At 67.9% G+C, this 26,007-nt stretch carries 23 protein-coding genes and 2 pseudogenes; 13 read left to right on the top strand and 12 right to left on the bottom strand.

What is annotated here, in order from left to right; genetic code table 11:
• Nucleotides 1–11 precede the first annotated feature (11 nt).
• The 3 genes from OCQ_RS03870 to OCQ_RS03860 all read left to right on the top strand — a co-directional run bounded on the left by OCQ_RS03870 (nucleotide 12) and on the right by OCQ_RS03860 (nucleotide 2,296).
• The gene (locus OCQ_RS03870) at nucleotides 12–1,109 is read left to right on the top strand and encodes an acyl-CoA dehydrogenase family protein (protein ID WP_014383846.1); all 1,098 of its coding nucleotides are present in this window, start codon (nucleotides 12–14) and stop codon (nucleotides 1,107–1,109) included.
• Complete coding sequence (locus OCQ_RS03865; protein ID WP_014383845.1) at nucleotides 1,106–1,939, top strand: acyl-CoA dehydrogenase family protein; 834 nt, start codon at nucleotides 1,106–1,108, stop codon at nucleotides 1,937–1,939. The genes OCQ_RS03870 and OCQ_RS03865 overlap by 4 nt, the downstream gene beginning before the upstream one ends.
• An 87-nt stretch (nucleotides 1,940–2,026) precedes the next feature.
• Nucleotides 2,027–2,296, top strand: a complete 270-nt coding sequence (locus tag OCQ_RS03860) for a DUF4190 domain-containing protein (protein WP_008253654.1) — start codon at nucleotides 2,027–2,029, stop codon at nucleotides 2,294–2,296.
• 8 nt (nucleotides 2,297–2,304) lie between these two features.
• On the opposite strand, the pseudogene OCQ_RS27300 reads toward OCQ_RS03860, so the two are convergent.
• A pseudogene (locus OCQ_RS27300) lies at nucleotides 2,305–2,715 on the bottom strand (acyl-CoA dehydrogenase family protein); the annotation flags it as partial.
• 159 nt (nucleotides 2,716–2,874) lie between these two features.
• Nucleotides 2,875–3,456 (bottom strand): annotated as a pseudogene (locus tag OCQ_RS27295) (acyl-CoA dehydrogenase family protein); the annotation flags it as partial.
• A 267-nt stretch (nucleotides 3,457–3,723) separates the two neighbouring features.
• Here OCQ_RS27295 and OCQ_RS03850 point away from each other — a divergent pair.
• The 3 genes from OCQ_RS03850 to OCQ_RS03840 all read left to right on the top strand — a co-directional run bounded on the left by OCQ_RS03850 (nucleotide 3,724) and on the right by OCQ_RS03840 (nucleotide 6,315).
• Entirely contained in the window at nucleotides 3,724–4,374 is a 651-nt protein-coding gene (locus OCQ_RS03850) for a TetR/AcrR family transcriptional regulator (protein WP_008253652.1), read from the top strand.
• Nucleotides 4,375–4,612: 238 nt separating this feature from the next.
• Nucleotides 4,613–5,461: a mycofactocin-coupled SDR family oxidoreductase gene (locus tag OCQ_RS03845; protein WP_014383844.1), complete on the top strand. Its 849-nt coding sequence runs from the start codon at nucleotides 4,613–4,615 to the stop codon at nucleotides 5,459–5,461.
• 23 nt (nucleotides 5,462–5,484) lie between these two features.
• A complete protein-coding gene (locus tag OCQ_RS03840) occupies nucleotides 5,485–6,315 on the top strand; it encodes an SDR family NAD(P)-dependent oxidoreductase (RefSeq protein ID WP_026071475.1) in 831 nt (276 codons plus the stop codon).
• Here the strand turns inward: OCQ_RS03840 and OCQ_RS03835 are convergent.
• The 9 genes from OCQ_RS03835 to OCQ_RS03795 form a co-directional block, all read right to left on the bottom strand.
• The gene (locus OCQ_RS03835) at nucleotides 6,312–7,121 is read right to left on the bottom strand and encodes an SDR family NAD(P)-dependent oxidoreductase (protein ID WP_014383843.1); all 810 of its coding nucleotides are present in this window, start codon (nucleotides 7,119–7,121) and stop codon (nucleotides 6,312–6,314) included. The two genes, OCQ_RS03840 and OCQ_RS03835, sit on opposite strands and share 4 nt — an antisense overlap.
• A gap of 6 nt (nucleotides 7,122–7,127) precedes the next feature.
• A complete protein-coding gene (locus OCQ_RS03830; RefSeq protein ID WP_036458227.1) occupies nucleotides 7,128–9,551 on the bottom strand; it encodes a CaiB/BaiF CoA transferase family protein in 2,424 nt (807 codons plus the stop codon).
• Complete coding sequence (locus OCQ_RS03825; protein WP_009952191.1) at nucleotides 9,548–10,528, bottom strand: enoyl-CoA hydratase/isomerase family protein; 981 nt, start codon at nucleotides 10,526–10,528, stop codon at nucleotides 9,548–9,550. Before OCQ_RS03825 ends, OCQ_RS03830 begins: the two co-directional genes overlap by 4 nt.
• A 2-nt stretch (nucleotides 10,529–10,530) precedes the next feature.
• On the bottom strand, nucleotides 10,531–11,670 hold the full coding sequence (locus tag OCQ_RS03820) for a M24 family metallopeptidase (RefSeq protein ID WP_014379162.1): 1,140 nt from the start codon (nucleotides 11,668–11,670) through the stop codon (nucleotides 10,531–10,533).
• Nucleotides 11,660–12,904 carry a M24 family metallopeptidase gene (locus OCQ_RS03815; protein WP_014383841.1) on the bottom strand — a complete coding sequence of 415 codons (1,245 nt, stop codon included), beginning with the start codon at nucleotides 12,902–12,904 and terminating at the stop codon, nucleotides 11,660–11,662. The genes OCQ_RS03820 and OCQ_RS03815 overlap by 11 nt, the downstream gene beginning before the upstream one ends.
• Complete coding sequence (locus OCQ_RS03810) at nucleotides 12,904–13,965, bottom strand: amidohydrolase family protein (RefSeq protein WP_026071473.1); 1,062 nt, start codon at nucleotides 13,963–13,965, stop codon at nucleotides 12,904–12,906. The genes OCQ_RS03815 and OCQ_RS03810 overlap by 1 nt, the downstream gene beginning before the upstream one ends.
• 164 nt (nucleotides 13,966–14,129) lie before the next feature.
• Complete coding sequence (locus OCQ_RS03805) at nucleotides 14,130–15,374, bottom strand: cytochrome P450 (RefSeq protein ID WP_009952196.1); 1,245 nt, start codon at nucleotides 15,372–15,374, stop codon at nucleotides 14,130–14,132.
• Between the two features lie 2 nt (nucleotides 15,375–15,376).
• Nucleotides 15,377–15,571 (bottom strand): ferredoxin, encoded by a 195-nt coding sequence (locus OCQ_RS03800; protein ID WP_026071472.1) that lies wholly within the window; start codon nucleotides 15,569–15,571, stop codon nucleotides 15,377–15,379.
• Nucleotides 15,572–15,583: 12 nt separating this feature from the next.
• Nucleotides 15,584–16,261: a TetR family transcriptional regulator gene (locus OCQ_RS03795; RefSeq protein WP_014383840.1), complete on the bottom strand. Its 678-nt coding sequence runs from the start codon at nucleotides 16,259–16,261 to the stop codon at nucleotides 15,584–15,586.
• 278 nt (nucleotides 16,262–16,539) lie between these two features.
• Here OCQ_RS03795 and OCQ_RS03790 point away from each other — a divergent pair, with 278 nt between their 5' ends.
• Genes OCQ_RS03790 through OCQ_RS03775 form a run of 4 tightly spaced genes read left to right on the top strand, consistent with a single transcriptional unit; the run spans nucleotide 16,540 to nucleotide 20,528 of the window.
• Nucleotides 16,540–17,586 (top strand): glycosyltransferase, encoded by a 1,047-nt coding sequence (locus OCQ_RS03790; RefSeq protein ID WP_009952199.1) that lies wholly within the window; start codon nucleotides 16,540–16,542, stop codon nucleotides 17,584–17,586.
• A complete protein-coding gene (locus OCQ_RS03785) occupies nucleotides 17,583–18,821 on the top strand; it encodes a glycosyltransferase (RefSeq protein ID WP_041784799.1) in 1,239 nt (412 codons plus the stop codon). The genes OCQ_RS03790 and OCQ_RS03785 overlap by 4 nt, the downstream gene beginning before the upstream one ends.
• Nucleotides 18,805–19,686 carry a glycosyltransferase gene (locus OCQ_RS03780; RefSeq protein ID WP_036458256.1) on the top strand — a complete coding sequence of 294 codons (882 nt, stop codon included), beginning with the start codon at nucleotides 18,805–18,807 and terminating at the stop codon, nucleotides 19,684–19,686. The genes OCQ_RS03785 and OCQ_RS03780 overlap by 17 nt, the downstream gene beginning before the upstream one ends.
• Entirely contained in the window at nucleotides 19,686–20,528 is an 843-nt protein-coding gene (locus OCQ_RS03775; RefSeq protein ID WP_014379154.1) for a glycosyltransferase family 2 protein, read from the top strand. The genes OCQ_RS03780 and OCQ_RS03775 overlap by 1 nt, the downstream gene beginning before the upstream one ends.
• On the opposite strand, the gene OCQ_RS03770 is transcribed toward OCQ_RS03775, so the two are convergent.
• Nucleotides 20,500–21,309, bottom strand: coding sequence for an SDR family NAD(P)-dependent oxidoreductase (locus OCQ_RS03770; protein ID WP_014379153.1), 810 nt, complete (start codon nucleotides 21,307–21,309; stop codon nucleotides 20,500–20,502). The genes OCQ_RS03775 and OCQ_RS03770 overlap by 29 nt on opposite strands.
• Before the next feature lie 201 nt (nucleotides 21,310–21,510).
• Here OCQ_RS03770 and OCQ_RS03765 point away from each other — a divergent pair, with 201 nt between their 5' ends.
• The 3 genes from OCQ_RS03765 (at nucleotide 21,511) to OCQ_RS03755 (ending at nucleotide 25,866) form a co-directional block, all read left to right on the top strand.
• Entirely contained in the window at nucleotides 21,511–24,270 is a 2,760-nt protein-coding gene (locus tag OCQ_RS03765; protein WP_014383839.1) for a helix-turn-helix transcriptional regulator, read from the top strand.
• Between the two features lie 85 nt (nucleotides 24,271–24,355).
• Nucleotides 24,356–25,123: an SDR family oxidoreductase gene (locus OCQ_RS03760; RefSeq protein WP_026071471.1), complete on the top strand. Its 768-nt coding sequence runs from the start codon at nucleotides 24,356–24,358 to the stop codon at nucleotides 25,121–25,123.
• A gap of 20 nt (nucleotides 25,124–25,143) precedes the next feature.
• Nucleotides 25,144–25,866, top strand: a complete 723-nt coding sequence (locus OCQ_RS03755) for an SDR family NAD(P)-dependent oxidoreductase (protein WP_008253618.1) — start codon at nucleotides 25,144–25,146, stop codon at nucleotides 25,864–25,866.
• Nucleotides 25,867–26,007: the final 141 nt, after the last annotated feature.

Below are 26,007 nucleotides of genomic sequence, written 5' to 3'. Positions count from 1 at the left end.
TCGACAGTGCGGTGAATGTCGAGCAGTTCCGGGCGGACCTGCGCGCGTGGCTCGACGACAACGATCTGACACCCGGGCCCGACCACTCGCTGCAGGGCCATATGCAGCAGTTCGCCCGGGTCAGTCGCGCGCTCTACGACGCCGATTGGATGCGCTACGGCTGGCCGGAGAAAGTCGGCGGATTGGGCGGTCCGGCGGTGCTGCGGGCGGTCGTCGGCGAAGAAGTGGTGGGCCGTCGGCTGGCCGAACCCGGCCCGTACTCGATGCTCGAGGTGCTGGCACCCACCATGATCGACTACGCGCCCCCGGAGCTCGCCGCGGAGATGGTGCCGCGGCTGCTGAGCGGCGAAGAGCAATGGTGTCAGGGCTTTTCCGAACCGGGATCCGGCAGTGACCTCGCGTCGCTGACCACTCGCGCAACCCAGCAGGGCGACAACTGGATCGTCAACGGACAAAAGGTGTGGACCAGCTTCGCGCAGTTTTCGACGCGGTGCGTCCTGCTCACCCGCACCGCGCCCGGCCACGACGGCATCACCGCCTTCTTCGTCGACCTCGACACCCCCGGCATCACCATCCGGCCACTGCGCACGATGCACGGCGTCGACGAATTCTGCGAGGTGTACTACGACGACGTGGTGATTCCGGCGAGCAGGATGCTCGGCCGGCCCGGGGACGGCTGGCGGCTCGCCATGGACCTGCTGCCCTATGAGCGTTCCTCGTGCTTCTGGCAGCGAATCGCCTACCTCTACTCCCGGTTCGACGACCTGATCGCCGAGGCATCCGAGATCGGTGAGCCCGACGAATCCGCGCTGGGCGGAGCCTATCTGGCGCTGCACACCCTGCGCTGCCGTTCGCGCGCCACCCAGCACCGGATGCGCGACGGGGCCCGCCTGGGCCCGGACACCTCCATCGACAAGGTGTTGTTGGCCGCCGCCGAGCAGCGGCTCTACGACACCGTCCATGACCTGTTGCCGGGGAAGCTCGAACTCGAAGACACACCGTGGCGTTCGGAGTACCTGTACTCGCGCGCGGCGACGATCTATGGCGGTACCGCCGAGATCCAGCGCAATATCATCGCCCGCCGATTGCTCGACCTCGGGAAGGAGTGACCGTGACGCCTTCGCCGGACACCGAGTCAGACCCCGAATCGCTGCGGCTGCTGGCCGACTCGCTGCGGACGACGATGGGCGCCGCCTCCGGAGCCAAGCTCGACGCCGCACTGACCGACCTCGGCTGGCGCGACATGCTCGAGGAAATGCCCGACGCCGCAATACCGTTGGTCTTCAGGCTGCTCGGCGAGACCGGCTCGCACGCGCCCGTGCTCAACGATGTGCTGCTGTGCGCGGCCGGTGATGCGCCCGGGGGCGCGCTTCCGCTGCCGTTCGCCGGCGGGTCCTGGGTGCTGTGGGAGCGTCGCGACGAGTCCGACGCTGCGATCGACGAGCTGCTTCCCATACACCCTGTGCCGCAAGGCGATCCATTGCCGTCGGCCGCGCTGCACGCGGGATGGCGCGCCCTTGGCTGGTGGCTGGTCGGCACCAGCCGCGCCATGCTCTCGCTGGCCCGTCAACATGCCCTGGACCGCGTTCAGTTCGGTCGCCACATCAGCTCCTTCCAGGCGATCCGACACCGTCTGGCCGAGACGCTGGTGGCCATCGAGGGCGCCGAGGCGACGCTGCAGGCGGCCACCGAGTGCGACGACGAGGGGCTGGCCGCACTGCTGGCCAAAGCCGCGGCCGGCCAGGCGGCGCTGACCGCCGCGCGGCACTGCCAGCAGGTGCTCGGCGGTGTCGGATTCACGGCCGAACACCCGCTGCACCACCACATCAAGCGTTCGCTCATTCTCGACGGACTGCTGGGAAGCGCGCGAGAACTCACCCGCGAGGCCGGAAGAGCTTTGGTGACAACGGGTTCCGCCCCACGGCTTGCCCAGCTGTGACGGATCGGCCCGCGCGGTGCCGATCGGCGGGCCTCTTCTCGGCGGCGTCCACGTAGACTCGTCCCGACACCATAAGGATGGGACGCAATGAGTCACCCCGACGCACCGCGCAACGAGGCCGGCGTCGCCTCGCTGCTGCTGGGCCTGGTCGGGCTCATCACGTGTTGGATGATGCTGGGGGTGCCGTTCGGTATCGCGGCGGTGGTGACGGGCGACGTCGCCCGGCGGCGCGTCGCCCGCGGGGAGGCGAACAATCCCCGAACCGCGTTGGCGGGAATGGTTTTAGGCGTGATCGCGATACTGGTCGGTCTCGTCGCCATCGGCTATTACGCCAGGCTGGACGTCGCCAGGCACTGACGCGCGGATCAATTCCGCGGGAGCCCCAGCACGCGTTCGGCGATGATGTTGCGCTGAATTTCCGAGGTGCCGCCGGCGATGGTCGCGGCGAACGTGCGCGCGTACCGGTCGAACCAGGCGCCGTAGTGGCTGTCCAGGTTGAGTGGGGCGAACGGGGCGGTGACCCCGTGCAACGCCAGTCCCTCCCCGCCCTTGGCGCCCAGCGCGTCTTCGCAGGCGCGTTGCATTGCCTCCGATCCCAGCAGTTTGAGCACCGACTGGGCCGGCACGTCCTCTTCGCCGCGCGCGGCTTTGGCCAGCGTCGCCGACCCGAGCAGTCGCATCGCGTAGAAATCCATCACCAGCGTCGCGTAGCGATCCCGCTGGACGGGCCCCGCGGGCCTGGACTCGACGGTCAGCGCGTGCAACATGTCTGCGTAATCCAGCCACAGCATCGCGCGTTCGTGACCGAGCGAACCGGTCGCCACGCGCCAGCCCGCGTCGAGCTCCCCCACCAGGTTCTCGGCCGGCACCCGCGCGTCGGTGAAGAAGACCTCGTTGAAGTCGACGTCTTCGATGTCGCCCATCGACGCGAATGGACGGCGGACCACACCGGGGGTGTCGGTCGGAATCAGTAACGCGCTGATGCCCTTGTGCTTTGGGGCGCCCGGATCGGTGCGCACGAACGTCAACAGCACGTCGGCGTGATGGGCGCCCGATGTCCACACCTTCTGCCCGTTGACGACGAAGTGGTCGCCGTCAAGCACCGCACGGGTTTTCAGCGACGCGAGGTCGGATCCCGCGCCCGGTTCGCTCATGCCCAGTGACGCGGTGATCTCCGCCCGCAGGATCGGCACCGCCCAGCGCTGCTTCTGTTCGGGGGTGCCGAACGTCAACAACGACGCCGCGATGATGCCCACGCCCTGCGGGTTGAAGCTTTGATAGATCCGCCGTCGTGACAACTCTTCTTGGTACACGTATTGCTGCAGCAGCGTCGCGTTGCGCCCGCCGAACTCGGGCGGGTTGCCGGGCAGTAGCCATCCGCTGTCGAACAGCAGGCGTTGCCAACGGCGGGCCCACGTAGGGATGTCCGAACTCGACCGCGGCCGGTCGAGTGCCTCGGCCTCGGAAGGCAGATGTTCATCGAGGAACGCGATGAATTCGGCGCGGAACGCCTCCACGTCGGCGTCAAACGTCAGCTGCACGGCACTTCCCGAAATGGTCCTGAGCGCAATCGCGCCGCCGGTAGATCACGCTTTCCGCCAGCGGCGCGGTTCACTCTTGCGATTACGCTTCCATACACACGTCTAAGAGAATAGTATTCTCGTGGTAAGAAAGTTACAATCTCCGACACGTGATCCGTGAGGGGGTCGAGCGCAGCGATGTCACGGCGTTCTCCGGTAGAGTCCAACCATGTTCTCCCAGCGCGGCAATCACCTGAGTCGGCCGTGACCAGTCCCAGCGAAGAGCCGGCCTGGAAGCAACGCGCTGTCGAGCGGTCCATCAAGACGGCGAAACTGCGTGCGGCGCAACGTGTTCAGCGCTTCCTCGACGCCGCCCAGGCCATCATCATCGAAAAGGGCAGCACCGACTTTACCGTCCAGGAGGTCGTCGACCGCTCCCGCCAGTCGCTGCGCAGCTTCTACCTGCAGTTCGACGGCAAGCACGAGCTGTTGCTGGCGCTGTTCGAAGACGCGCTGAGCCGCTCGGCCGACCAGATCCGCGCCGCCACGGAAAGCCACACGGATCCGCTGGAGCGGCTGCAGGTCGCCGTGCAACTGCTGTACGAGGCCTCGCGCCCGGATCCGACCGCCAAGCGCCCGCTGTTCACCGACTTTGCTCCGCGGCTGCTGGTGACGCATCCGGCCGAGGTCAAGGTCGCGCATGCTCCGCTCCTGGCGTTGCTGACGGAACTGATGGACGCGGCTCACGATGCCGGCAAGTTGCGTAACACCATCAATCCCAAGCGCGTGGCCGCCATGACCATGCAGACGGTGATGTTCATCGCGCAGTCCAGCGGCGGCCCCGACGACGCGACGACCCACCCCATCACCGCAGAAGAGGTATGGGACTTCTGCTCGCGCGGTTTCGTCGCGTAGCACGCCCCCACGGGCCGTAATCTTCCTCACTCCGGAGCTGAGCAGATAGCGCACGCCGTTTGCCCGTGAGAATGAGATTCTCTAATATCTAGAACCACAAATGGCCGAAACGGATTCGCCATTGACACCCGTGTTGGCCGAATGACAGAGTTCAAAAGCGGCAAGACCCACGATCCGGGGACGCGATTGTTCTCCGCGCAGGCGAGCCGATCAGATCAAGTCAGGAGTTGAGGTAGCCATGACCGGACGTGTTGAGGGCAAAGTCGCCTTGGTCACCGGAGCGGCGCGCGGTCAGGGCCGCAGCCATGCGGTGCGATTGGCGGAGGAGGGCGCCGACATCATCGCCGTCGACATCTGCAAGCCCATCCGCGAGGGCGTGCTGGACACCGCGATCCCGGCGTCGACGCCCGAGGACCTCGCCGAGACCGCCGACCTGGTCAAGGGGCACAACCGCAGGATCTTCACGGCCGAAGTCGACGTGCGCGATTACGACGCGCTCAAGGCGGCGGTCGACAGCGGCGTCGAGCAACTCGGCCGGCTCGACATCATCGTGGCCAACGCCGGAATCGGCAACGGCGGAGAGACTTTGGACAAGACCAGCGAAGAAGACTGGACCGAGATGATCGACATCAACCTGGCCGGGGTGTGGAAAACCGTGAAAGCCGGTGTGCCCCATCTTCTGGCCGGCGGTCGCGGCGGATCCATCATCCTGACCAGCTCGGTCGGAGGGCTCAAGGCCTACCCCCACACCGGCCACTACGTCGCGGCCAAACACGGTGTCGTCGGGCTCATGCGCGCCTTCGGAGTTGAATTGGGACAGCACATGATTCGCGTCAACTCCGTGCACCCCACGCACGTCAAGACCCCCATGCTGCACAACGAGGGCACGTTCAAGATGTTCCGGCCGGACCTGGAGAACCCGGGCCCCGACGACATGGCACCGATCTGTCAGCTGTTCCACACGCTGCCGATCCCGTGGGTCGAGCCGATCGACATCAGCAACGCCGTGCTGTTCTTCGCCTCGGACGAGGCGCGCTACATCACCGGTGTGACCCTGCCGATCGACGCGGGTAGCTGCCTGAAATAGAGTTCCGTCCCATGGACGGATTTCTGTCTGGCTTCGACGGCCGCGGGGCCGTGGTCACCGGCGGTGCCAGCGGCATCGGCCTGGCCACGGCCACCGAATTCGCCCATCGCGGCGCCCGCCTGGTGCTCTCCGACGTCGATCAACCCGCGCTGGAACAGGCGGTGAACCGGCTGCGCGGCGAGGGTTTCGACGCGCACGGAGTGGTCTGCGACGTCCGGAATCTCGACGAGATGGTTCACCTCGCCGACGAAGCCTTCCGGTTGCTCGGCAGCGTCGACGTCGTTTTCAGCAATGCCGGCATCGTCGTCGCGGGGCCGATCGGCCAGATGAACCACGACGACTGGCGCTGGGTGATCGACATCGACCTATGGGGATCGATCCATGCCGTCGAGGCCTTCGTGCCCAGGTTGATCGAACAGGGCAGCGGCGGGCACATCGCCTTCACCGCGTCCTTCGCCGGGTTGGTGCCCAACGCCGGTCTGGGGACGTACGGCGTCGCCAAATACGGTGTCGTCGGACTCGCCGAGACACTGGCGCGTGAGGTCAAGGCCAATGGCATTGGCGTATCGGTGTTGTGCCCGATGGTCGTGGAAACCAAGCTGGTCTCCAATTCCGAGCGAATCCGGGGCGCGGACTACGGGCTGTCGGCCAGTCCCGAGGGCGCGTTCGGGACGTTGCCCACCCAGGACGAGAGCGTCAGCGCCGACGATGTCGCGCGGCTGACCGCCGATGCGATCCTGGCCAACCGGCTGTACATCCTGCCGCACGCGGCGGCCCGGGCGTCCATCCGCCGCAGGTTCGAGCGCATCGACCGGACCTTCGACGAACAGGCCGCCGAGGGCTGGACGCACTAGGTCGACGGGCCCAGCCGGTAGTCGCCGGTCCGCGGGTCGTGATACCACCCGCTGGAGGCCTGGGTGCCGCCGTCGATGTGCAGCGTCTGGCCGGTCAGATAGGCCGCCATGTCGGAGGCCAGAAATACTGCCGCGCTGGCGATTTCGTCGACATGGCCGGGACGGCCCAGCGGCACCATGTCGCGCATGGCGCTCGTCGCGGCCTCGCCGCCGAGCTGCGCGAGCCCCTCGGTGAGCGTGATGTCCGGGGCTATCGCGTTGACCCGGATCGCGTGCGGCGCCAACTCCAGCGCCGCGGTCTTGGTGTAGTTGATGACACCGGCCTTGGCGGCCGCGTAGGCGGCGTAGCCCGGCGCCGCGCGCACGCCCTCGATCGAGGTCAGCGAGACGATGCTGCCGGACAGGCCCTCGGACACCATCTTCCGGGCGACGCGCTGGCTGCACAGCAGCACGTGGCGCAGGTTGGCGCGATAGAGCGCGTCCCAACCGTTTTCGCTCGTTTCCAGCAACGGCGAGGAGAACACGCCGCCGGCGTTGTTCACCAGGATCGTCGGCGTGCCCAGTTCCGCGATGGTGCGTTCCAGCGCGGCATCCACCTGGCCGCCGTCTCGGACATCGGTGACGATCCCCAGGCCGCCGATGGATTCGGCTGCCTGTGCGCAGGTTTGGGGGTCGCGCTCCCAGATCGCCACCCGAGCGCCGAAAGCCGTCATTCCGGCCGCGATGCCGCGGCCGATGCCCGCGCCCCCGCCGGTCACCACCGCGACGCGGCCGGTCAGCAGGATGTTCGAGGGGTCGATCGCCATCGTCGATCAGCCGTGCATCGCCGGCGCGCGGCCGATGACACCGTCGGATTCCAGGCCGGCGATCTCGGCGTCGGACAACCCGAGCCCGGCCAGCAGCTCGCGGTTGTGCTGCCCGAGCAGCGGCGCGTGCTCGGTGTGGAACTTGTCGGGCCCTGCTGAGCATCTCATCGGCACGGTGCTGAGCCTAGCCGGACCGTTGACCGGGTGGTCGACCTCTTCGAAGAAGCCGCGGAACGCCAACTGCTCCAGCTCGGTTTGACGATGCGGTTGCATGACCTTGGCCACCGGCACTCCGGCGTCCCAGAGGGTTGCGACGATCTCGTCGCGGCTGCGCCGTTGGCACCAGGCTGCGAGTTGTTCGTCGATCAGATCGTGGTGCTCACTGCGGCCGGCGTGCGTCGTCAGCCCGGGATCCGTTGCCCAGGAGGGTGATCCGATGGCGCGACACAGCTTCGCCCACTGATCGTCGGTGGCCACGGCGATGGCGACCCAGCTGTCGAGCCGGCCGAATTCGTCGATATCCGCGCTGAGGTAGAGGTTCTGAGGTGCGGCCGCCGGTCCACGGTTGCCGGCGCGCTCGAGCAGCGCCCCGTACGCCGAGTACTCGAGGACCTGCTCGGCCGAGATGCTCAGGGCCGCATCGACCATTGCCGCTTCGACGAACACGCCCTCGCCCGTTCGGCGGCGATGCTCCAGCGCCAGTAGCAGGGCGTTGGCCGCGTGCACACCGGCATTGGGGTCACCGATCGAATACGGGTCATAGGGTGTGCGGTCCGGGTAGCCGGTGAGCCAACTGACTCCGGAGGCGGCTTCGATGACGTAGGCGAAGGCGGGATTGTCACGCCATGGCCCTTCGAGGCCGAAGCCGGGCATCCGCACCATCACCACGTCGGGCCGAATCGATTGAACGGTGGCGAAATCCAGCCCGATCTGGTCCAGCACCCGGGGGGTGAAGTTTTCCACGACGACGTCGCAGGTGGCGATGAGCCGGCGCAACAACTCCCTGCCGCGCGGGCTCTGCAGGTCCAGCGTCAGACCCTTCTTGTTGGTGTTCAGCGCCTCGAAGATCGGCGACTTCTCCCACCATTGCTCCTCGGTGACCGGCACGCCGGCGATCAGCCGCGTGCCGTCCGGCCGTCGCGTCGATTCGACGTGGATGACCTCGGCGCCGAGCATCGCCAGAAAGTGCGTGGCGCAGGGTCCCGCCCAGAATGTCGTCATGTCCAGCACTCGAATGCCGCTGAGTGGCAGTGCTTTTGCTACGCCCGTCGGAGTAGGCCGGGCGGGGAGGTTCGCGGCCCGGTAATGCTCGGTGTGCGCCCCCAACCGCGGCGCCGGGCGCGGTCCGCGCAACTGCGCCGGCCGCATCCGGTAGGGGTGACCCGGCTGCTGGTAGCCGTCGCGCGGATTGCGGACGAACGAACCGCGTTCCACGAACTGATCGAACGACGTGACGTTGGCGCCGTTGGCTACCGGCGCGTTGGGAATGCGGAACGCCGAAGCGAGTTCCCGGATTTCGGCGACCGTGGTGTGGGCCAGCCAGTCGAAGAGCTCCTCGGCGTGGATGTTGGCCTGCTCCGTGATCGACAGCGGCGATTCCTCGTCGATCCACTCCGGGTGGCCCACCATCGCGCACAAGTCGAACCACTGCTGCGCGGTCCCGCAGCCGAGGTCCACCAGTCCGTCTTTCGCCTGAGCCACGCCCGGAATCGTCGGCCGTCGCATGTCCCGCCACGGCCGCCCGAGCACCTCGAAGTACGACACCGGGTAATAGGTGAGACACAGGATCTGCGTCTCGAGCATCGACAGGTCCAGCAGTTCCCCTGGCCCGCCGTCGAAGCGGCGCCATCGCGACGCCAGGGTGGCCGCGCTCGCGTAGGCTCCGGCCAGGTACTCGCCGACCTGACCGCCGACGAAGACGGGCGGGCGTTCCTGCTCGCCGCGGCCGAGCCCGACGATTCCTCCCGACCACGCCTGCAGCGTGAATTCCGTTGCGGCGCGGTCACGCCAGGGGCCTTCCAGCCCGAACGGCGTGATCGCCGTGACGGTCAGCTGCGGGTGCCGCCGGTGGATGGCGCGCGGCGCGAAGGCCGGGTGCTCGGCCACGTTCGAACCGGCGGACCAGACCACCGCGTCCGCGGAGGCCAGGAGCCGGTTCACCAGCTCGGCGTCGTCCTCGTCGGAGGGGTCGGCGATGACGCTGTGTTTTGCACCGGCCAGGAAGCCGAACAACGCGCCGTCGTCGCCGGGCGCGATGGGCACTCCCGAGGCAGACCATTTGCGCAGCGGATCTCCTTGCGGCGGCTCGACTTTCACGACATCGGCGCCACCGTCGCAGAGCAACTTGGTGCAGTAGGCGCCCGCTATGCCGGTGGACAGATCGATCACCGTATAGCCGTTCAGTGGCGGTTCGACCCGGGATGGCGTCACGAGTTCTTTTTCTTCGCTTTGGCTTTTTTGCGGGCTTTCTTGCTCAGGCGCCACTCGGCGGGAAACTTGCCGTCGTTGTCTTTGACCGCATCGCCCAGCCCCTGTTCCATGGCGTCAGCGAGCGTCAGTTCGTCACCGACATCCGGGCGCACCATGGCGCCCATCGACTCGAAGACACCGCTGAGCATGCTGCCCAGATACTCGCCCTGGAACTGCTTCATGATCTCGAAGAAGACCTTCTGCATGAAGACGGTGTCGGTGGGGCGGTTGCGGGCGCAGGCCAAGGCGTACTTCTCGACCTCCGCCTCGAGTTGGTCCCTGGGCACCACGCTGTTGAGGAAGTTGCAGTCGTACATCTCGGCGGCGGTGAAAGCCCGTCCGGTGAACACCATTTCCTGGAATTTGCGGATGCCCATGGTCTGCGCCCACCACCACATGCGGGGACCCCAGCCGTAATACCGGAACGACGGATGCCCGAACAGGGCGTCGTCGCTGGCGATCACCAGGTCCGCGTCGGCGGCCTGGTAGAAGTGCCAGCCGTAGCAGTAGCCCTTGGCTTCGAGGATGCTGATCTTCTTGAAATCCTGCAGGCCGCGGATGCCGGAATTCGGATTGGCATACCACTGACCGAGCGTGGCGCCGTTGCGAAACGAGCCCTCCGGCGGGTGCCTGACCTCCTGGGCACCGATCCGGTATTCGGCGAGCCGCGGCCCTTGGTCGGCCGCGGCACGGACCCGCATCACCTCGACCAGGTCCGCACCCGAGCCGAGGTCGTCGCCGGCTCCGCGGACCACCAGGACCTTGACGTCGTCGTCAATGCCGGCGCGGTGCAACAAATCCGCGTAGCGCAGGCGCGCGGCGATCGTCGGCGCGTTGAGGTAATCCGGGCGGTCGAACGTGATCGTGGCGATCCGCGTCTCGGCGTCTTTGTCGTACCGGATGATCTCGTCGGCCGGTGGCTCTGCGGGATCGGTCATGGCTAGGGCTGCCAGAACGGGCTGGCGGTGAGCACTTCCGGACCGTCGGCGGTGATCAGGACCGCTTCTCGCCCGAATACCGCGCCGACTCCTTCTTCCCAGACATAACCCGTCACGGCGAGCACCATCCCCGGTTCCAGACGTTCGCCGGCCGCGGTGGCGGGCAGATGCTTGGAGACGACGGGTGGGTCGAACCCCATGCCCAGGCCACGGGCGACCGGCATCGGTGGGTCCGGCTCCCCCGCGGCGTGGTACGCGGCCATCAGCTCGGCCGCGCCGGCGCCGGGCCGACAGGCCCCGATCAGCCTGTCCCACAGGCTGTCCCAGCGCCGATAGAGGGCCGCGGCGCCGCCGGGAACCTGCTTCTTGCCGGCCGGCCAGGTGCGTCCCACCTCGCCGACGTACCCGCCGGCCAGGACTCCCGCGGAGAACGCCACCAGATCGCCGTCCTGGATGCGGCCTTGAACACGGTCACCGCCGTCGGCGCGCCGCCACGGGTGCGTGCGCGAGGTCGCCCACGCGACGTCTTGATTCGACGGCGTGCTCACGCCGCCGGCCGCCGAGGCCTCCAACACGACGCCGGCCAGCGCTTGTTCGCTCACCCCGGGCCGCAATTCCGCGACCGCGGCCGCCAGGGCCGATTCGGCCACCGCGACGGACTCCCGCACCGCGGCGATCTCTTCCGCCGTCTTGACGCGGCGTGCGGCCCGCATCGCGAGCTCGCCGTCGATCAGCTGGGCGTTGGGGAATGCGGTCGGCAGCAGCTGCGCGAAAACCGGTGAGAGCGCGTCGGTTCCGACCCGCTGTGCATCGGCCGCGCCGTCGATGCGCTGCAGCGCCGACATGGTGTTCACCGGGTTCCACGAGATGCCGTAGAGGTTCTCGTGGGGGATGTCGTCGGGCACGCCCTCGTCCCACGTGCTGAGGAGGTGCACGGCACCTGTCTCCCGCACCACCACACAGGTCGGACCGAACGGCCGGGTGCCGGCGACCCAAAGCTGCGGCGCGCCGGTGACGTAACGGACATTGGCTTGCCGGCCGAGGACCAGGACATCGAGGTCGTGCGCGGCCATCTGGTCGAGCGCCCGCTGGCGACGCCCCGAGCGCAGCGCGCGCTCGTCGGGCAGGACTTCAGTTCCCATAGGGGTCATAGGGGTAGTCGGTCAAACGGATCCAGCCTTCCTCGGTGATCACCAGGACCTCTTCGCTGCGGTAGCCGCCGGTGCCGTCCTCCCACACCACGGGCTCCAAAACCAGCACCATCCCGGATTGAAGGACGAAATTCTCGTCGAACTCCTGGCCGAGATCCGTTCCGATCATCGGCATTTCGGCGGCATTGACGCCGATGCCGTGGCCCAGGTAGAAGTGCGGCAGCCAGGGCTTGGTGCCGCCGTTGGCCTTGATCGCGGCCCGGCCGAGGTCCGCCGCGGTGGCGCCGGCCTTGGCGACACCCAGGACGGCGGTCATGATCTCGAACCAGCTGTCGAACTGCGCCTGTTGGCGCGGGGAGGGGTCCCGCCCGACGATCCAGGTGCGTCCGAAGTCCGAGCAGTAGCCCTGGTAGGTGATGCTGACGTCGGTCCACAGCACGTCGCCCTCGGCCAGCTCGCGCTCGGTGCTCAGCAGCGGCAACGCCAGGTCGCCGTGCGTGGTCCACACGCCCTCGGCCTTGCTGGGCGGCATCACCTGCCAGATCGGTTCGAGCATGCTGGCCGTGGCGCCCAGCTCGAAGGCGCGTCGCAAAAAGCTTGCCGACAAATCGATCTGACGTATCCCGGGCGCCAGCCGCTTCTGCACCTCGACCATGGCCTCGTCGGTGATCCGGATGGCGGTGCGCATGCACGACAATTCGTCCGGGGTCTTGACCGACTTGGCCGCGCTGACGACGGCCGCGGCGTCGACGGGGGCCCCGTTCGGGAACAGGACGTTCGCGGCGCGCGACATCGCCCCCGTGCATTCGTCGACAGCGACCACCGATTTGGCCGGGATCAGCTCGGCGAGTGTCCGCGCGAAATGGGCCACGCCCTCGTCGAATTCGAGATAGACCGGCCCGTGCAGGTGGTCGGCGGGCAGATCCGACTCCTGTGCGGCCCCCTCCCGGAACGGGAGGAACAGGTGCGGCCACTCGTCGTCGGCGAGCACCACGGCCACCGGGCGCTCGACATAGGACAGTCCGGCGTCGCCCAGTGGCCAACTGGCGCCGGTGGCGTAGACGACGGCGTTGTTGCCGAGCAGGATCATCGCGTCGACGCCGCGTTCGGTCATCGCCGACCGCAGCCGCGCTCCCGTCTCGCGGCGCAGGCGCGCCAGGTCGGGTGTTTCGGGAATCACCAGTCCGTTGCCTCTGCTGGTGCCCAGGTCCGCGAGCGTCTTCACTACAGGCCCAAGAACGTTGTGATGTTGTCGCTGACGATCTTCTTCGCGTTCGCCGGACCGACGGCGTCGACAACGGCCTTCAGCGACTTCTCCGAGTAGCCATAGGTGCTTTCGTTGTGCGGGTAGTCGCTGGACCACATCACCCTGTCCACCCCGATCTGGTCGATCAGCTGCAGGCCCAGGGGGTCGACCATGAACGACGCGCTCATGTGGGTGTCCCAGTAGTAGCGCACATCGTGCTGCAGCGGCCGGTTGAACATGTGCTGATAGGACGCGACCAGGTGCTCGGCGTCCTGCAAAGCCCATGGCACCCAGGCGATTCCGCCCTCGAACCAGCCGATCCGCAGCCCGGGATGATCGTCGAGAATTCCGGTGAAGAGATACTTGGCGAACTGCTCGCGGAAGCCGTCGACGTTGATCATCATGCCGACCACCACGCTGTTGAACTGACACGGGGTCTTCGGCGGGGTCTCGCCGATGTGGTGGGTCACCGGCAGGCCGGCGGCCTCGATCTCGTCCCAGACCGGTTTCATCGCGGTACTGCCGTAGTCGATGATGTTGCCCTCGTCGTCCTTGCCCGGGTTGAGCGGCAGTAGGAACGTCTTGAGTCCCAGGGACTTCAGCTCTTCGAGGGTCTTGCGGGTCCCCCGAGGGTCCCACCAGTTGATCAGGCCCGCACCGTAGAAGTGGCCGCCGGAGCGCTCCTGCAACTCAGCGATGTATTCGTTGTAGATGCGGAAGGCGAGCTCGCGAAGTTGCTTGTCCGGGTAGTGGAACAGCGCCAGCACCGCGTTGGGAAAAGCCAGTTCCTTCTCGACCCCGTCGTCATGCAATTCCTGAATCCGGGCCTCGATGTTGGTGCTGGCGGCGCCGGGCAGGTCGTCGTACTGCATCAGGACCGCGCTGAAATCACCCGGCAGGAACGACTGTCCCTTGCGGCCGACCTGGTAGGCGCCCTCCTCGTACCAGATCCGCGGTGCCTTGTCCTTCAGGTCTTCCGGGAAGCGTTGGTAGAAGATGTCATCGGCGAGCGAGATGTGGTTGTCCGCCGAGAAGACCACGGTCCCCGCGGGCAGGCCCACATCGCTGCCGGCGGCGTGGCCGCGCCGGTCCTTCGGAGCGCCATAGCCTCCGGGCGGGTAGAGCGTGCTTGCTTGAGTCGTCATCGTTGACCCTCCATTCGGATCCGCTGTTGTCGGCAGTTTTTCAAAGGCAGCGAGCTGGGCTACCAGGTCACCGGCAGTTCGTAGACGCCGTAGGCGAGGCGGTCGTGCTTGAACGGGACTTCTTCGATCGGCACGGCCAGTTCCATCGTCGGGACGCGGCGCAGCAGGGTCTGGAACACGATCTGCAGTTCCGCCCGCGCCAACTGCTGGCCCACGCACTGGTGGCGGCCGTATCCGAAGGCCACATTGCGATCGGCTCCCGAGCGATGCAGGTACAGGCGATCGGGTTCGGCGAAGGCCTGCGCGTCCCAGTTGGCCGGTGCCAGGTCGATGATGATGCCCTCGTTGGCACGAATGGTCTCGCCACCGATATGAATGTCTTCCACGGCGACGCGGCGCTGTCCGTTTTGGATGATGCTGAGGTAGCGCAGCAATTCCTCCACCGCGTTGGCGAGAATCTTCGGGTCCTCGGCATCGCGGATGACGGCGGCCTGGTCCGGATTCTCCAGCAGCGCAAGCACTCCGAGCCCGATCATGTTCGCGGTCGTCTCGTGCCCGGCGATCAGCAATCCGGTGCCCAGCTGCGCGGCTTCCTTGACACTGAGCTCGCCGGCCTTGACCCGCTCGGCGAGGTCGGAAACCGCGTCTTCCGCAGGGTTTTCCATCTTGGCTTCCACCAGCTGAGCCAGGTACTTGTGCAGGCTCATCGCGCCCTTCATGGTGTCCTCGGCGGCGGCAAAGCGCGCGAGGCCGACGTTGGCGTGGTGCTGGAACATCTCGGCGTCCTCGTAAGGCACGCCCAGCAATTGGCTGATCACCAGCGACGGAACCGGAAGCGCAATGGCGGCAACGACATCCGCGGGCTGCGGGCCGGCCAGCATCGTGTCGATGTGGTCGTCGGTGATCTGCTGGATCGTCGGGCGCAGACCCTCCACCCGCCGGAACGTGAAGGGCTTGGACAGCATCCGCCGGAACCGGGTGTGCTCCTCACCATCGGAGGTGAACACCGACCGGGGCCGCTTGTGCACGGTCGACAACATGCCTTCGTTCCAGTGCGGGAAGCCGGGCACCCGGTCGTCGACGCTGACCCGCGAATCCGAGAACAGCTCGCGCACTTGCTCGTAGCCGGTGATGAGCCACGGCGTACTGCCATCCCAGATCCGCACCCGAGACAGCGGCCGGGACTCGGCCAGCGCCATGACGTCCGGCGGCGGGGCGAACGGGCAGCGCGGCTCCCTGGCCATCGGATAGTCCGGAATGTCGGCGGTCTGCTCTGTGGTGGCACTCGTCAGAATGTCTGACATCTCTATTCCTCGATGTGGATGGCCAGGGCGGGACAGGCGGCCGCCGCCCGCCTCGCACCTTCGGCCTGGTCGGCCGTAGGACTGGGATTGAGTAGGACGACCACGCCGTCGTCATCGCGCTGGTCGAACACTTCGGGCGCATTCATGACGCAGTTCCCGGACGAGGCGCAAACATCTTGGTCAACAGTCACTTTCATCTTCAAACCCCCTCACTCGTACGCCGTCACGGGCGCCAGCCACAGGCCCACGATCGCGTCGATGAGCCCGGACGCCGCAGCGCGCCAGGAACGATGGGACGTCAACGTTCCCGCGACAAGCGCGCGTTCACGGTCGGCGCAGGTGTGCATCAACAGGTTTCGGGCCATGATGTTGCGTTCGAAGTGCACCTCGGCCGGCAGCTCGGGCAGACACCGGTTGATGCCCTCCACGACCTGAACCAGCGAGGGCGAGCTGAGCGCGCCCTTGACGATGATGTTGTAGTAGGCGGGGTCGGTCATCGCCTGCGCCGCGAACCGCGCGTACCACGTCGGATTTCCGAGCTCCTCGAGGTGATCGGTGAGCGGGCGCACCAGGCAGGCCACCCAGTTGCGCAGTTCGGCGTCCCGGCCGTCGGCGGTGGCGGAGGCCAACAACTCGTCGACCATCCGCTCGCGGAGCTGCTCGACGGGTCCGCGGTGCTTGTGCTCGATGGCGCGCACCAGGTCGGCCTTGGTGCCGAAGTGGTAGCCGACCGCGGCGTTGTTGCCCTGGCCGGCGGCCTCGCTGACTTGTCGGTTGGACACCGCGAACATGCCGTGCTCGGCGTAGAGCCGCTCGGCGGCCACCAAGATCGCCTCTTGGGTGGAGCTGGCCCGCTCGGTGCGCACGGTCCGGCCGACGGTGGTCATCGGCCCAGTCAACCCGCCGCAAGCCGTTAAGTCAAGCGCTTGATTTAATCCACAGACCGACCTTGGAGCGGGAGGCCGCCGGCACAGGCGGCCCGGGCGCGGGCTTACGGTCGCGTATCCGAGTTTGGCCCCGCGGGTTGCGGGTATTGCAGCTTCGCAGCGTCCTTCAGTCAACAGGGACGGTTCTGCTTCTCGACAGACGGGACGGTGCCGCCAGGACGCGCGGCTGCCCCTACAGATTTTGAGAAGGGGCCTTGAGTTTGTTGCGCGTAGCTTCGGTGCCGGCGTCGCACGTCTACGTCCGTCACCTCGGCAATCCGCACTCGGATTGCGTTGTGCGCCTGGATGATCCGGCGCCGGCGGATGGCCGCACCGTGCCGGGAGGCTGGTGGCCGCCGCTGATGTTGGAGCCGGGCTGGGTCAGCGACAACCACTCACGATTCGACGTGTTCCACATCCACTTCGGGTTCGACGCCATCACTCCGGAGGATTTGGCCGGAGTCGTCCAGGAGCTCAAGGAGCACAACAAGCCGCTGGTGTACACGGTGCACGATCTGCGCAATCCACATCACCCGGAACCCGAGGCCCACGCCGCGCAGCAGGACGTCCTGATTTCCGCCGCCGACGAGCTGATTACGCTGACACCCGGTGCCGCACAGCTGATTTGGCGAAACTGGCGGCGGCGGGCCCGCGTATTGCCGCACCCGCACGTGCTCGAAAAGGAGTGGATCGAGAGGCCCCGCGGCCGCGGCGAGCGATTCGTCGTCGGCCTGCACGCCAAAAGTCTGCGCGCCAACATGGACCCGTTGCCCGTCGTGGACGCGCTCGCGGCGATCGTGTCGTCCCTGCCCGACGCGATCCTGCAGGTCGACGTCCACGACGAGATCTTCGATCCCGACAATCACTGGTTCGCACCGTCGACCGGCGCGGCACTGCTGGCCTACGACTCCCACGAGCATGTGCAGGTCCGGGTGCACCCGTACTTCTCGGACGACGAATTCTGGGACTACCTCGCTTCGCTGACGGTTTCCGTACTGCCCTACCGGTTCGGCACCCATTCGGGCTGGCTCGAGGCGAGCTACGATCTCGGAACCGCCGTGGTGGCCCCCAGCTGCGGCTTCTATCGCCAGCAACGCCCGTGCGGCGTTTTCGGTTTCGGCGACCGGGGCTTCGATCCCGTGTCGCTGTGCGGTGCGATCCACCGGGCACACGCGCGTTGGGCCGCCGGCTGCCCCGCCCCCCGGGCCGACTGGGTGGCGCGGCTCGCCGAAAGGCGAGAGCTCGCCGCGGCGCATCGTGCCATCTACGCGAGCGTCCTGCGATGACGGAGCCACTGCGCGTGGCGCTGATCGCCTCGACCCGCCATCCGATCCGGCAACCGTTCGCCGGGGGGCTCGAAGCGCACGTCTGCCACCTGACCGGCGCGCTCGCATCCCGCGGCTATCGGGTGTCGCTGTTCGCCGCGGCGGGTTCGGATCCCGGTTTGAACTGTCAGACGCTCGACGTGCGCCCGTTGGATCTGTCGGAGGCGGCGCGCCACGACGTGTCGATGCCGCCGGCAGATTTCATGGCCGATCACCACGCGTACCTGTCGTTGATGTTGTGGCTGGCGGGGCCCGGGAGCCAACAGTTCGACGTCATCCACAACCACAGCCTGCATTACCTTCCGGTGGCGATGGCCTCGGCGTTGTCCACTCCGATGCTCACCACGGTGCACACGCCGCCGACGCCCTGGCTCGAGTCGGCGATCGGTGCCGCCACCGGGAAGGGCACCCGCTTTGCGGCGGTCTCCCGGCACACCGCTGCGGCGTGGCGAAGCCTCACCGGAGATATCACCGTGGTTCCCAACGGCATCCATACGGGCCAGTGGCCCCTCGGCCCGGGTGGGCCGTCCCTGGTGTGGTTTGGTCGGATCACACCGGAAAAGGCACCCCATCTGGCGATCGCCGCGGCCCAACGGGCGCGCCGACCGCTGGTCCTCGCCGGTCCGATCTCCGACCAGCAGTACTTTGTTCGCCACGTCGAGCCCCACCTTCGGGGCGACATCCGGTATGCGGGCCATCTGGACCACCGGCGTCTGGCCCACGTGGTCAGCCACGCCGCAGCGGCGCTTGTCACCCCGAGCTGGGACGAGCCGTACGGGCTTGTCGTCGCCGAAGCGATGTCGTGCGGCACCCCCGTCGTTGCGTTCGCCCTCGGTGGCATCCCCGAACTCATCAGCGCGGCGTCGGGGCGACTCATCGTCGCCGGTGACGTCGCCGCCATGGCGGACGCCATAGGCACGGTGCTCGCGCTACCGCGAAAGCGGGTGCGCGAGCACGCCATTCGCCAGTGTTCGGCCGAAGCGATGGTGACCGCCTACACCAATGTGTACCGAGAAATGATCGACGACTTCGCGGGCAGGCAACATGATCGGGTACTACATTCACCACCACGGGTTCGGGCATCTGGCTCGGGCCATGAGCGTCTGCGCACGGATGCGCCGCCCGGTGACCGCCATGACATCGCTGGATGTGCCGGAGCCCCAGCCGTTTTCGGCGGTCATGAGGCTACCGTGTGACGACGAGGGACCGCGGCCACGCGAGGCCACCGCACACGGCGCGCTGCACTGGGCGCCCCACCACGACGCCGGGCTGAGCGCCCGAATGAATCAGATCGCGGAGTGGGTGTCCGACGCGCGGCCCGAGGCCGTCGTTGTCGACGTATCGGTGGAAGTGGCGCTGTTCATCCGGTTGCTCGGCGTACCGGTGATCGTCGTGGCGTTGCCCGGCACCCGCGTGGACGCCCCGCATGTGCTGGTGCATCGCCTCGCCGATCACATCGTGGCGGCCTGGCCGCGCGCGTTGTGTGTGCCGTCATGGCTGCGGCAATGGGAGGACAAGACCAGCTACGTCGGTGGCATCAGCCGCTTCGAGGGCCGTGACCGTCGCGGCGACGAGCCCGAGTCATCGGCACGACCGTTGAAGGAGACGCGCGTCGTCGTATTGGGCGGGGCCGGCGACGCCTTCGGAACCTCGCTACAGGATTGTGCCGCAGCGGATTCGGTCCGGTCATGGACGACGCTCGGCGGCAAGGTCGGTGCGTGGAGAGATGATCCGTGGCCCGAGATCCGCGGGGCGGATGTCGTCGTCACCCACGCGGGTCAGAGCTGTATTGCTGATGTCGCCGCGGCGAGGCGCCCCGCGTTGGTCCTCCCGCAGCCGCGGCCCTTCGATGAGCAACACGCGACGGCCCGGATGCTCAAGCGCCATCAGCTTGCGGTGGTCGCGCACGGCATGCCCGACCCACGGGCGTGGCCGGCGCTGCTGACCGCCACCGCGGCGACCGACCCGCGACGGTGGCGACGGTGGGAAGTGGATGGGGCGGCCGACCGTGCCGCCGAAGCCATCGAGTCGACGGCCCGCCGTTGCAGGCAAGGCACGTAGTGCGCACCGCCGTCATCACCATCGTGCACGGCAGGGGCGCCCACCTGCGGCGGCAGCTCGAAGGCCTCGCCACCAGCACACTGCGGCCGGACCTGCACATCGTGGTCGCGCTCGGTGACCCCACCGTCGCCGCCCTGGTAAGCGAGCTGAAGGCGCCGGCGCTGGTGGTTGAGTGCGAGGCCGCCCGCCCGCTGCCGGTGGCGATGGGACGCAACGTGGGAGCCGCCGCGGCGATACGAAATGCCGCCGAGCTCTTGGTTTTTCTCGACGTCGATTGCATTCCCGGCGCGGAGTTGCTCGACCGCTACCACGGGGTCGCAGGCAGATCCGAGCACGCGGACGCGATCCTGAACGGCCCGGTCACGTATCTGCCACCACCCGGGCCGGGCGGCTACGTGATCTCCGAGGTGCGGTCGAATCCCGATCCGCATCGTGCTCGGCCCGCGCCGCGGGACGGCGCTGTCCTGTCCACGACGGACTATGCGCTGTTCTGGTCGCTGTCTTTCGCGGTGAAAGTCCCTACGTGGCAGCGGATCGGGGGATTCTGCGAGCGGTACCGCGGCTACGGCGGAGAGGACACGGACTTCGCGCAATGCGCGGCGGCACGCCAAGTTCCGATGCGCTGGGTCGGCGGGGCCCACGCATTCCACCAGCACCATGCGGTCGCCGATCCCCCCGTCGACCACCTCGAGGACATACTGCGCAACGCCGAGATCTTCTATGGGCGTTGGGGTTGGTGGCCGATGGAGGGCTGGCTGTCCTCCTTCGCGGACCAAGGCCTGATCCGTCGCGACGCCGACGGGCGTCCCCGCCCTATCCCCCACCCTTCTTGGGCCGAATGACCTTGCCCGCCACCGTTCCGCCGTCGACGGGCAGCACGGTCCCGGTGACGTATCGCGACCGGTCGGTGGCGAAATACAGCGCGGCCTCGGCGACGTCATCGGGCGTGCCGTCGCGCTTCAGCGGGCGGTCATCGCGCATCCCCTGGCGAATCCGCGCCTCGAACCGCTCGAGCTGTTCGGGGTCCATGCCGGCCGCCGACTTCCCCAAGATCGGCGTGGGGATGCTGCCCGGCGCGATGGCGTTGACCCGAATCTCGTGATACGCCAACTCGATTGCGGCGGACTTGGTGAACTGGATGACCGCCGCCTTGGACGCGCGGTAGATCATCACGCCGCCGCCGGCCTGGATCCCGCCGATCGAGGTGATGTTGATAATGGATCCGCCGCCATGTTCGGCCATGTGCCGCGCGGCATCTCGGGTGCCCGCCATGACGCCCAGCACGTTGACCCCCATCACCCTGTGGAAATCGGTCAGGTCGTCGTCGAGCAACTTCCGCAGGGGGCTCGAGATTCCGGCGTTGTTGACCATCACGTGCAGGCCGCCGAACTTCGCGACGGCAGCGGAGACCAGCGCGCCGACCTGCTCGAGGTCGGAGACATCCGTCGGCTGGAAGAGCGCATTGTCGCCCAGCGATGCCGCCAGCGCCTTGCCCCGGTCGGTCTCGACGTCGGCGATGACGACGCGTGCGCCCTCGGCCACAAACCGCTCCACGAGGCCCCGGCCAATGCCGGACGCGCCGCCGGTGACGATGGCGACCTTGCCATCAAGTTCGTTAACCACCTGACGAGTTAATCGGGGCCCTCAGCGTTAAGTCAAGCAGTTGATTTAAGACTGCGCGGGCCGGGTGCTCGTCGCCCCGGCGACGCGCGCCATCGGTAAGGTCGTACAGCAAATCCTTCGGACGCGGCGGTGTGGGTGAAAGTTCAGCAGGCGCAACCTTTGCGCGGCCGGAGCGCGGAATGCGCGGCGCTCGAACGCCTGGTGTCGGACGCCCGCGCCGGCCAAAGCCGGGTCCTGGTGTTGCGGGGGGAAGCGGGCATCGGCAAGACCGCATTGTTGGACTTCGTTTCCGAGCGTGCTTCGGGATTTCGCGTGGCGCGGGTGGCGGGCGTGGAGTCCGAGATGGAGCTCCCGTTCGCCGCGCTGCAGCAACTCTGCGTGCCGCTGCTCGAATTCTCCGACCGCTTACCGGCTCCGCAACGCGACGCCCTGGAGATCGCCTTCGGGCGAAGCGCCGGACGGGCACCGGAGCGCTTCCTGGTCGGGTTGGCGGTGCTCAGTTTGATCGGCGCGGCGACGGAATCGCAGCCCTTGATCGTCCTGGTCGACGATGCGCAGTGGATTGACCGTATCTCGGCCCAGACGTTGGCGTTTGTCGCCCGCCGCCTGATCGCCGAGCCGGCGGCGATGGTCTTCGCGATGCGCGACGGTGCCGTGGCGTTGGACACCGATGAGCTGAGCGGGCTGCCCGAATTGACGCTCGGCGGGCTCGAACCGGGCGACGCCCGCGCGTTGCTGGATTCGGTCATCCTCGGCCGGCTGGACGACCAGGTGCGCGATCGCATCGTGGCGGAAACGCGGGGCAATCCGTTGGCTCTGCTGGAGCTGCCCCGGGGCCTGACCGGCGCGGAGCTGGCGGGCGGCTTCCAGCGCCCGGACGTGCGACCGCTGACGGGACAGATCGAGCAGACATTCCTGCGGCGGATCCGCTCGCTTCCCGACCACACCCAGCGCCTGTTGACGACCGCCGCCGCGGAACCGGTGGGCGACGCCGCGCTATTGCTGCGCGCCGCCGAGCATTTGGGCCTTCCGCCGGACGCGGCGGCCGATGCGGAAGCGGCCGGGTTGATCGACGTGGGGACCCGGGTGCGGTTCCGGCATCCCCTGGTGCGCTCGGCCGCATACCGCACGGCGGACCTGATCGAGCGCCGACGGATCCATCGCGCGCTGGCCGAGGCGACCGACAGGCGAAGTGATCCCGACCGCCGCGCATGGCATCTGGCCATCGCGGCCCACGGCCCGGACGAATCCGTTGCCGCCGCGCTGGAGCGCTCCGCCGACCGCGCCCAGGCCCGGGGCGGCGTCGCCGCCGCGGCCGCCTTCTTGGAACGGGCGACCCAATTGAGCGCCGAGCCGTCCCGCCGGGGAACGCGGGCGCTCGCGGCCGCTCAGGCCAAACGCGACGCGGCAGCCTTCGACGCGGCGGACGAGCTGATCACGGTCGCCGAGGGCGCGTCGCTGGATGAGTTGCAGCAGGCCCGTGCCGCCCGGTTGCGCGCGCAGATCGTCTTCGCCCGAAGCCGCAGCGGTGCCGCCGACGCGCCAACGGTCTCCGACGCCGCCATCGGTTTGCTCGATGCCGCCCGCGGGCTGGAGAGACTTGACGACGCGCATTCCCGCGAAACGTACCTAGAAGCCTTGGGGGCGGCGATGTTCGGCGGCCGGCTCTGCCCGCACGGCGGCATTCACCTGGTCGCCGAAGCGGCCCGCGCCGCGCCGCCCGGACCGCAACCCGCGCGTCCGGTCGACCTTCTGCTGGACGGCATCGCGTTGCGGGCCACGGCCGGGCAAGTCCCGAGCGTGACGGCGCTGCGCGACGCGCTAGCCCGCATCCAGGACGAAGCCGAGCGGGGCGACGATGTGCTGCACTGGTTCTGGCAAGCCTTCCCCGTCGTCCAGGAATCCGCCGTCCACGAGCTGTGGGACGACGAGGTATGGCACCGTCTGGCCACCCACGCCGTTCGGCTCGCGCGCGGCGCGGGCGCACTCGCCGTGTTACCGCACGCCCTGGTCTACCGCGCCGGAGTGCACGTGCAGGCGGGCGAATTCGCGACGGCGTCTCAACTCATCGAGGAGGCCAAGGCGATCTCGGCCGCCACCGGTTATGTCCCGGTCAAATACCACTCGGTCCTGTTGGCCGCGTGGCGCGGCAACGAGGACGTCGCGACCGCCCTGATCGAGCAGGCCGCCGCGGACGGGATGGCAAGGGGCGAAGGGCGAGTCGTCGGATTGACCGGGTATTGCGGCGCCGTCCTCTACAACGGCCTGTGCCGCTATGACGACGCCTTCGCGGCGGCCCGCAGGGCATGCGAATACGAGGACCTGGGCCTGTTCGGATGGTGCCTGATCGAACTCGTCGAAGCCGCCGCGCGAAGCGGCCAAAAGGACGCGGCCCGCGACGCCCTGCGCCAACTGGAAGTCCGGGCGCTCAGCGCCCGAACAGATTGGGCCGACGGCGTTTACCTTCGGTCCAAGGCGCTGCTGGCCTCCGACCGCGACGCGGAGGCCTGCCACCTCGAGGCGATCGACAAGCTCGCGCGGACGCGCATCGCCGTCCAGCTGGCCCGCGCGCACCTGTCCTACGGGGAGTGGCTGCGCCGTTGCAACCGCCGGATCGACGCGCGCTCCCAGTTGGGTACCGCCCACGAGATGTTCACCCGGATGGGTGCCGACGCGTTCGCCGCGCGAGCCCACCGCGAGCTGCTGGCCACCGGCGAGAAAGTGAACAAGCGGTCCGGGAAAACGGGAAACGCCTCCGGCGGCGAGCTGACGGCGCAGGAGGCCCAGATCGCCCGGCTGGCCGGTGAGGGCCTGACCAACCCCGAGATCGCCGCGCAGTTGTTCATCAGCAGCCACACCGTCGAATGGCACCTGCGCAAGGTGTTCGCCAAGCTCGGCATCACCTCCCGCCGGCAACTGCGCGGCTTGGCCAAGGAGTTCGGCCCCCTGAGTTCGGCATGACTACGGACTTTCCAGGGTTCCCCCGGACCGGCGCGCGGGCCATGCTGAAGAGGCCAGTTCGTCGGGAAGCGTGAAAGGCGTGGTCATGAAGGTTTTGGTAATCGGTGGCAGTGGGTTGATCGGATCACAGGTTGTCACCCTGCTCACCGAGCAGGGACACGAAGCCGTCCCGGCGTCACCGAGCACGGGCGTCAACACCGTGACCGGTGAGGGGGTCGCCGAGGCCGTCGCCGGTGTCCAGGCGGTGGTGGACGTCTCCAACTCGCCGTCGTGGGCAGATGACGACGTGCTGAACTTCTTCACCACCTCCACCCGCAACCTCCTCGAGGCGGAGCGGGCCGCGGGCGTGCAGCACCACGTCGCGCTCTCGATCGTGGGAGCCGACCGCGCGGCCGCAAGCGGCTACATGCGGGCCAAGATCGCTCAGGAAAAGGTGATCGTGGAATCCGGAGCCCCCTACACCATCGTGCGGGCCACTCAGTTCTTCGAATTCGTTGCGGGCATTGCGGATTCGATGACCGAGGGTGACACGGTCCGGGCGCCGCATGGGGCGTTCCAGCCGATCGCCGCCGCGGATGTGGCCACGGCCGTCGCCCGCGCCGCGATCGGTGAGCCGGTCAACGGGGTGATCAACATCGCCGGACCCGAAAAGCAGGGCATGGACGACTTCATCCGGACCCGGTTCGCCGCGACCGGCGATGCCCGCCGCGTGGTGACCGACCCGGATGCGCAGTATTACGGCGCGGTCCTCGACGAGCGCATGATCGTTCCCGTCGAGGGCGAAGAAGTGACCATCTACCCCACCCGGTTCGGCGACTGGCTGGCCTCGCAGGCGCCCAGCAACGCCGAGTAACGGCTGGAGGAGGCGGTCCGATGGAGCTGATGGACCACACCGCGGTGATCACCGGCGGGACGGCGGGCATTGGACTGGAATCGGCTCGGCTGTTCGCCAGCGAAGGCGCCACCGTCATCGTCTCGGGCCGCGATCCGGCCAGGGGAGCGCACGCGGTGGAGGTCATCGGCCCGAAGGCACGGTTCATCCAGACCGACATGGCCGATATCGATTCGGTGAATTCGCTTGTGCAGCAGTGCGGTGAGGTCGACATCATCGTCAACAACGCCGGCAGCTTTCCGTCGGCATTGACGGTGGAGCAGGGGATGTCGGCGTTCGAGACGATGTTCGACACCAACGTGCGCGGCGCGTACTTTCTGGTTGCCGGCCTGGTCCCGGGAATGCTCAACCGCGGCCGCGGCAGCATCGTCAACATCACGACCATGGCCGCCTTCAAGGGAATTCCCGGTGCGTCGGGCTACAGCGCCTCCAAGGCCGCGGTGGAATCGCTCACCCGCACCTGGGCCGCCGAATTCGGAGGGGCCGGGGTGCGGGTGAACAGCGTGGCGCCGGGGCCCACCCGCACCCCCGGGGTGGCGGCGGAATGGGGCGACGTCAACGAGGAGCTCGGGCGGGCCCTGCCACTGGGGCGCACCGCCTTCCCGTCCGAGATCGCCGAAGCGGTGCTCTTCCTGAGCTCCCCTCGCTCCAGCTTCATCACCGGCTCGACCCTGCACGTCGACGGCGGCGGCGCCGCGGTTTGACCGCCGCGGCGGTCAACGTCGAGTTGTTGCGGACTTTTCGCCGGCGTTCGCTCTACGGTGGGTAGTTGCGCAACGACGAGGAGCATTCATTGCCCGGGCAACCCACCAGCGACGTAACCTTCGACCGAACCCGGCTCACCA

This window comes from Mycobacterium paraintracellulare (genome assembly GCF_000276825.1).
Classification (GTDB): Bacteria; Actinomycetota; Actinomycetes; order Mycobacteriales; family Mycobacteriaceae; genus Mycobacterium; species Mycobacterium intracellulare.
This window is presented reverse-complemented; position numbering and strand designations above follow the sequence as displayed.

What these genes read in the sequence shown, in the direction of transcription:
- OCQ_RS03860 (WP_008253654.1), top strand. Translation starts at nt 2,027, where the DNA reads ATGAGTCACCCCGACGCACCGCGCAACGAGGCCGGCGTCGCCTCGCTG.
- OCQ_RS03845 (WP_014383844.1), top strand. Translation starts at nt 4,613, where the DNA reads ATGACCGGACGTGTTGAGGGCAAAGTCGCCTTGGTCACCGGAGCGGCG.
- OCQ_RS03835 (WP_014383843.1), bottom strand. Translation starts at nt 7,121, where the DNA reads ATGGCGATCGACCCCTCGAACATCCTGCTGACCGGCCGCGTCGCGGTG.
- OCQ_RS03825 (WP_009952191.1), bottom strand. Translation starts at nt 10,528, where the DNA reads ATGACCGATCCCGCAGAGCCACCGGCCGACGAGATCATCCGGTACGAC.
- OCQ_RS03820 (WP_014379162.1), bottom strand. Translation starts at nt 11,670, where the DNA reads ATGGGAACTGAAGTCCTGCCCGACGAGCGCGCGCTGCGCTCGGGGCGT.
- OCQ_RS03805 (WP_009952196.1), bottom strand. Translation starts at nt 15,374, where the DNA reads ATGTCAGACATTCTGACGAGTGCCACCACAGAGCAGACCGCCGACATT.
- OCQ_RS03800 (WP_026071472.1), bottom strand. Translation starts at nt 15,571, where the DNA reads ATGAAAGTGACTGTTGACCAAGATGTTTGCGCCTCGTCCGGGAACTGC.
- OCQ_RS03795 (WP_014383840.1), bottom strand. Translation starts at nt 16,261, where the DNA reads ATGACCACCGTCGGCCGGACCGTGCGCACCGAGCGGGCCAGCTCCACC.
- OCQ_RS03785 (WP_041784799.1), top strand. Translation starts at nt 17,583, where the DNA reads ATGACGGAGCCACTGCGCGTGGCGCTGATCGCCTCGACCCGCCATCCG.
- OCQ_RS03780 (WP_036458256.1), top strand. Translation starts at nt 18,805, where the DNA reads ATGAGGCTACCGTGTGACGACGAGGGACCGCGGCCACGCGAGGCCACC.
- OCQ_RS03760 (WP_026071471.1), top strand. Translation starts at nt 24,356, where the DNA reads ATGAAGGTTTTGGTAATCGGTGGCAGTGGGTTGATCGGATCACAGGTT.
- OCQ_RS03755 (WP_008253618.1), top strand. Translation starts at nt 25,144, where the DNA reads ATGGAGCTGATGGACCACACCGCGGTGATCACCGGCGGGACGGCGGGC.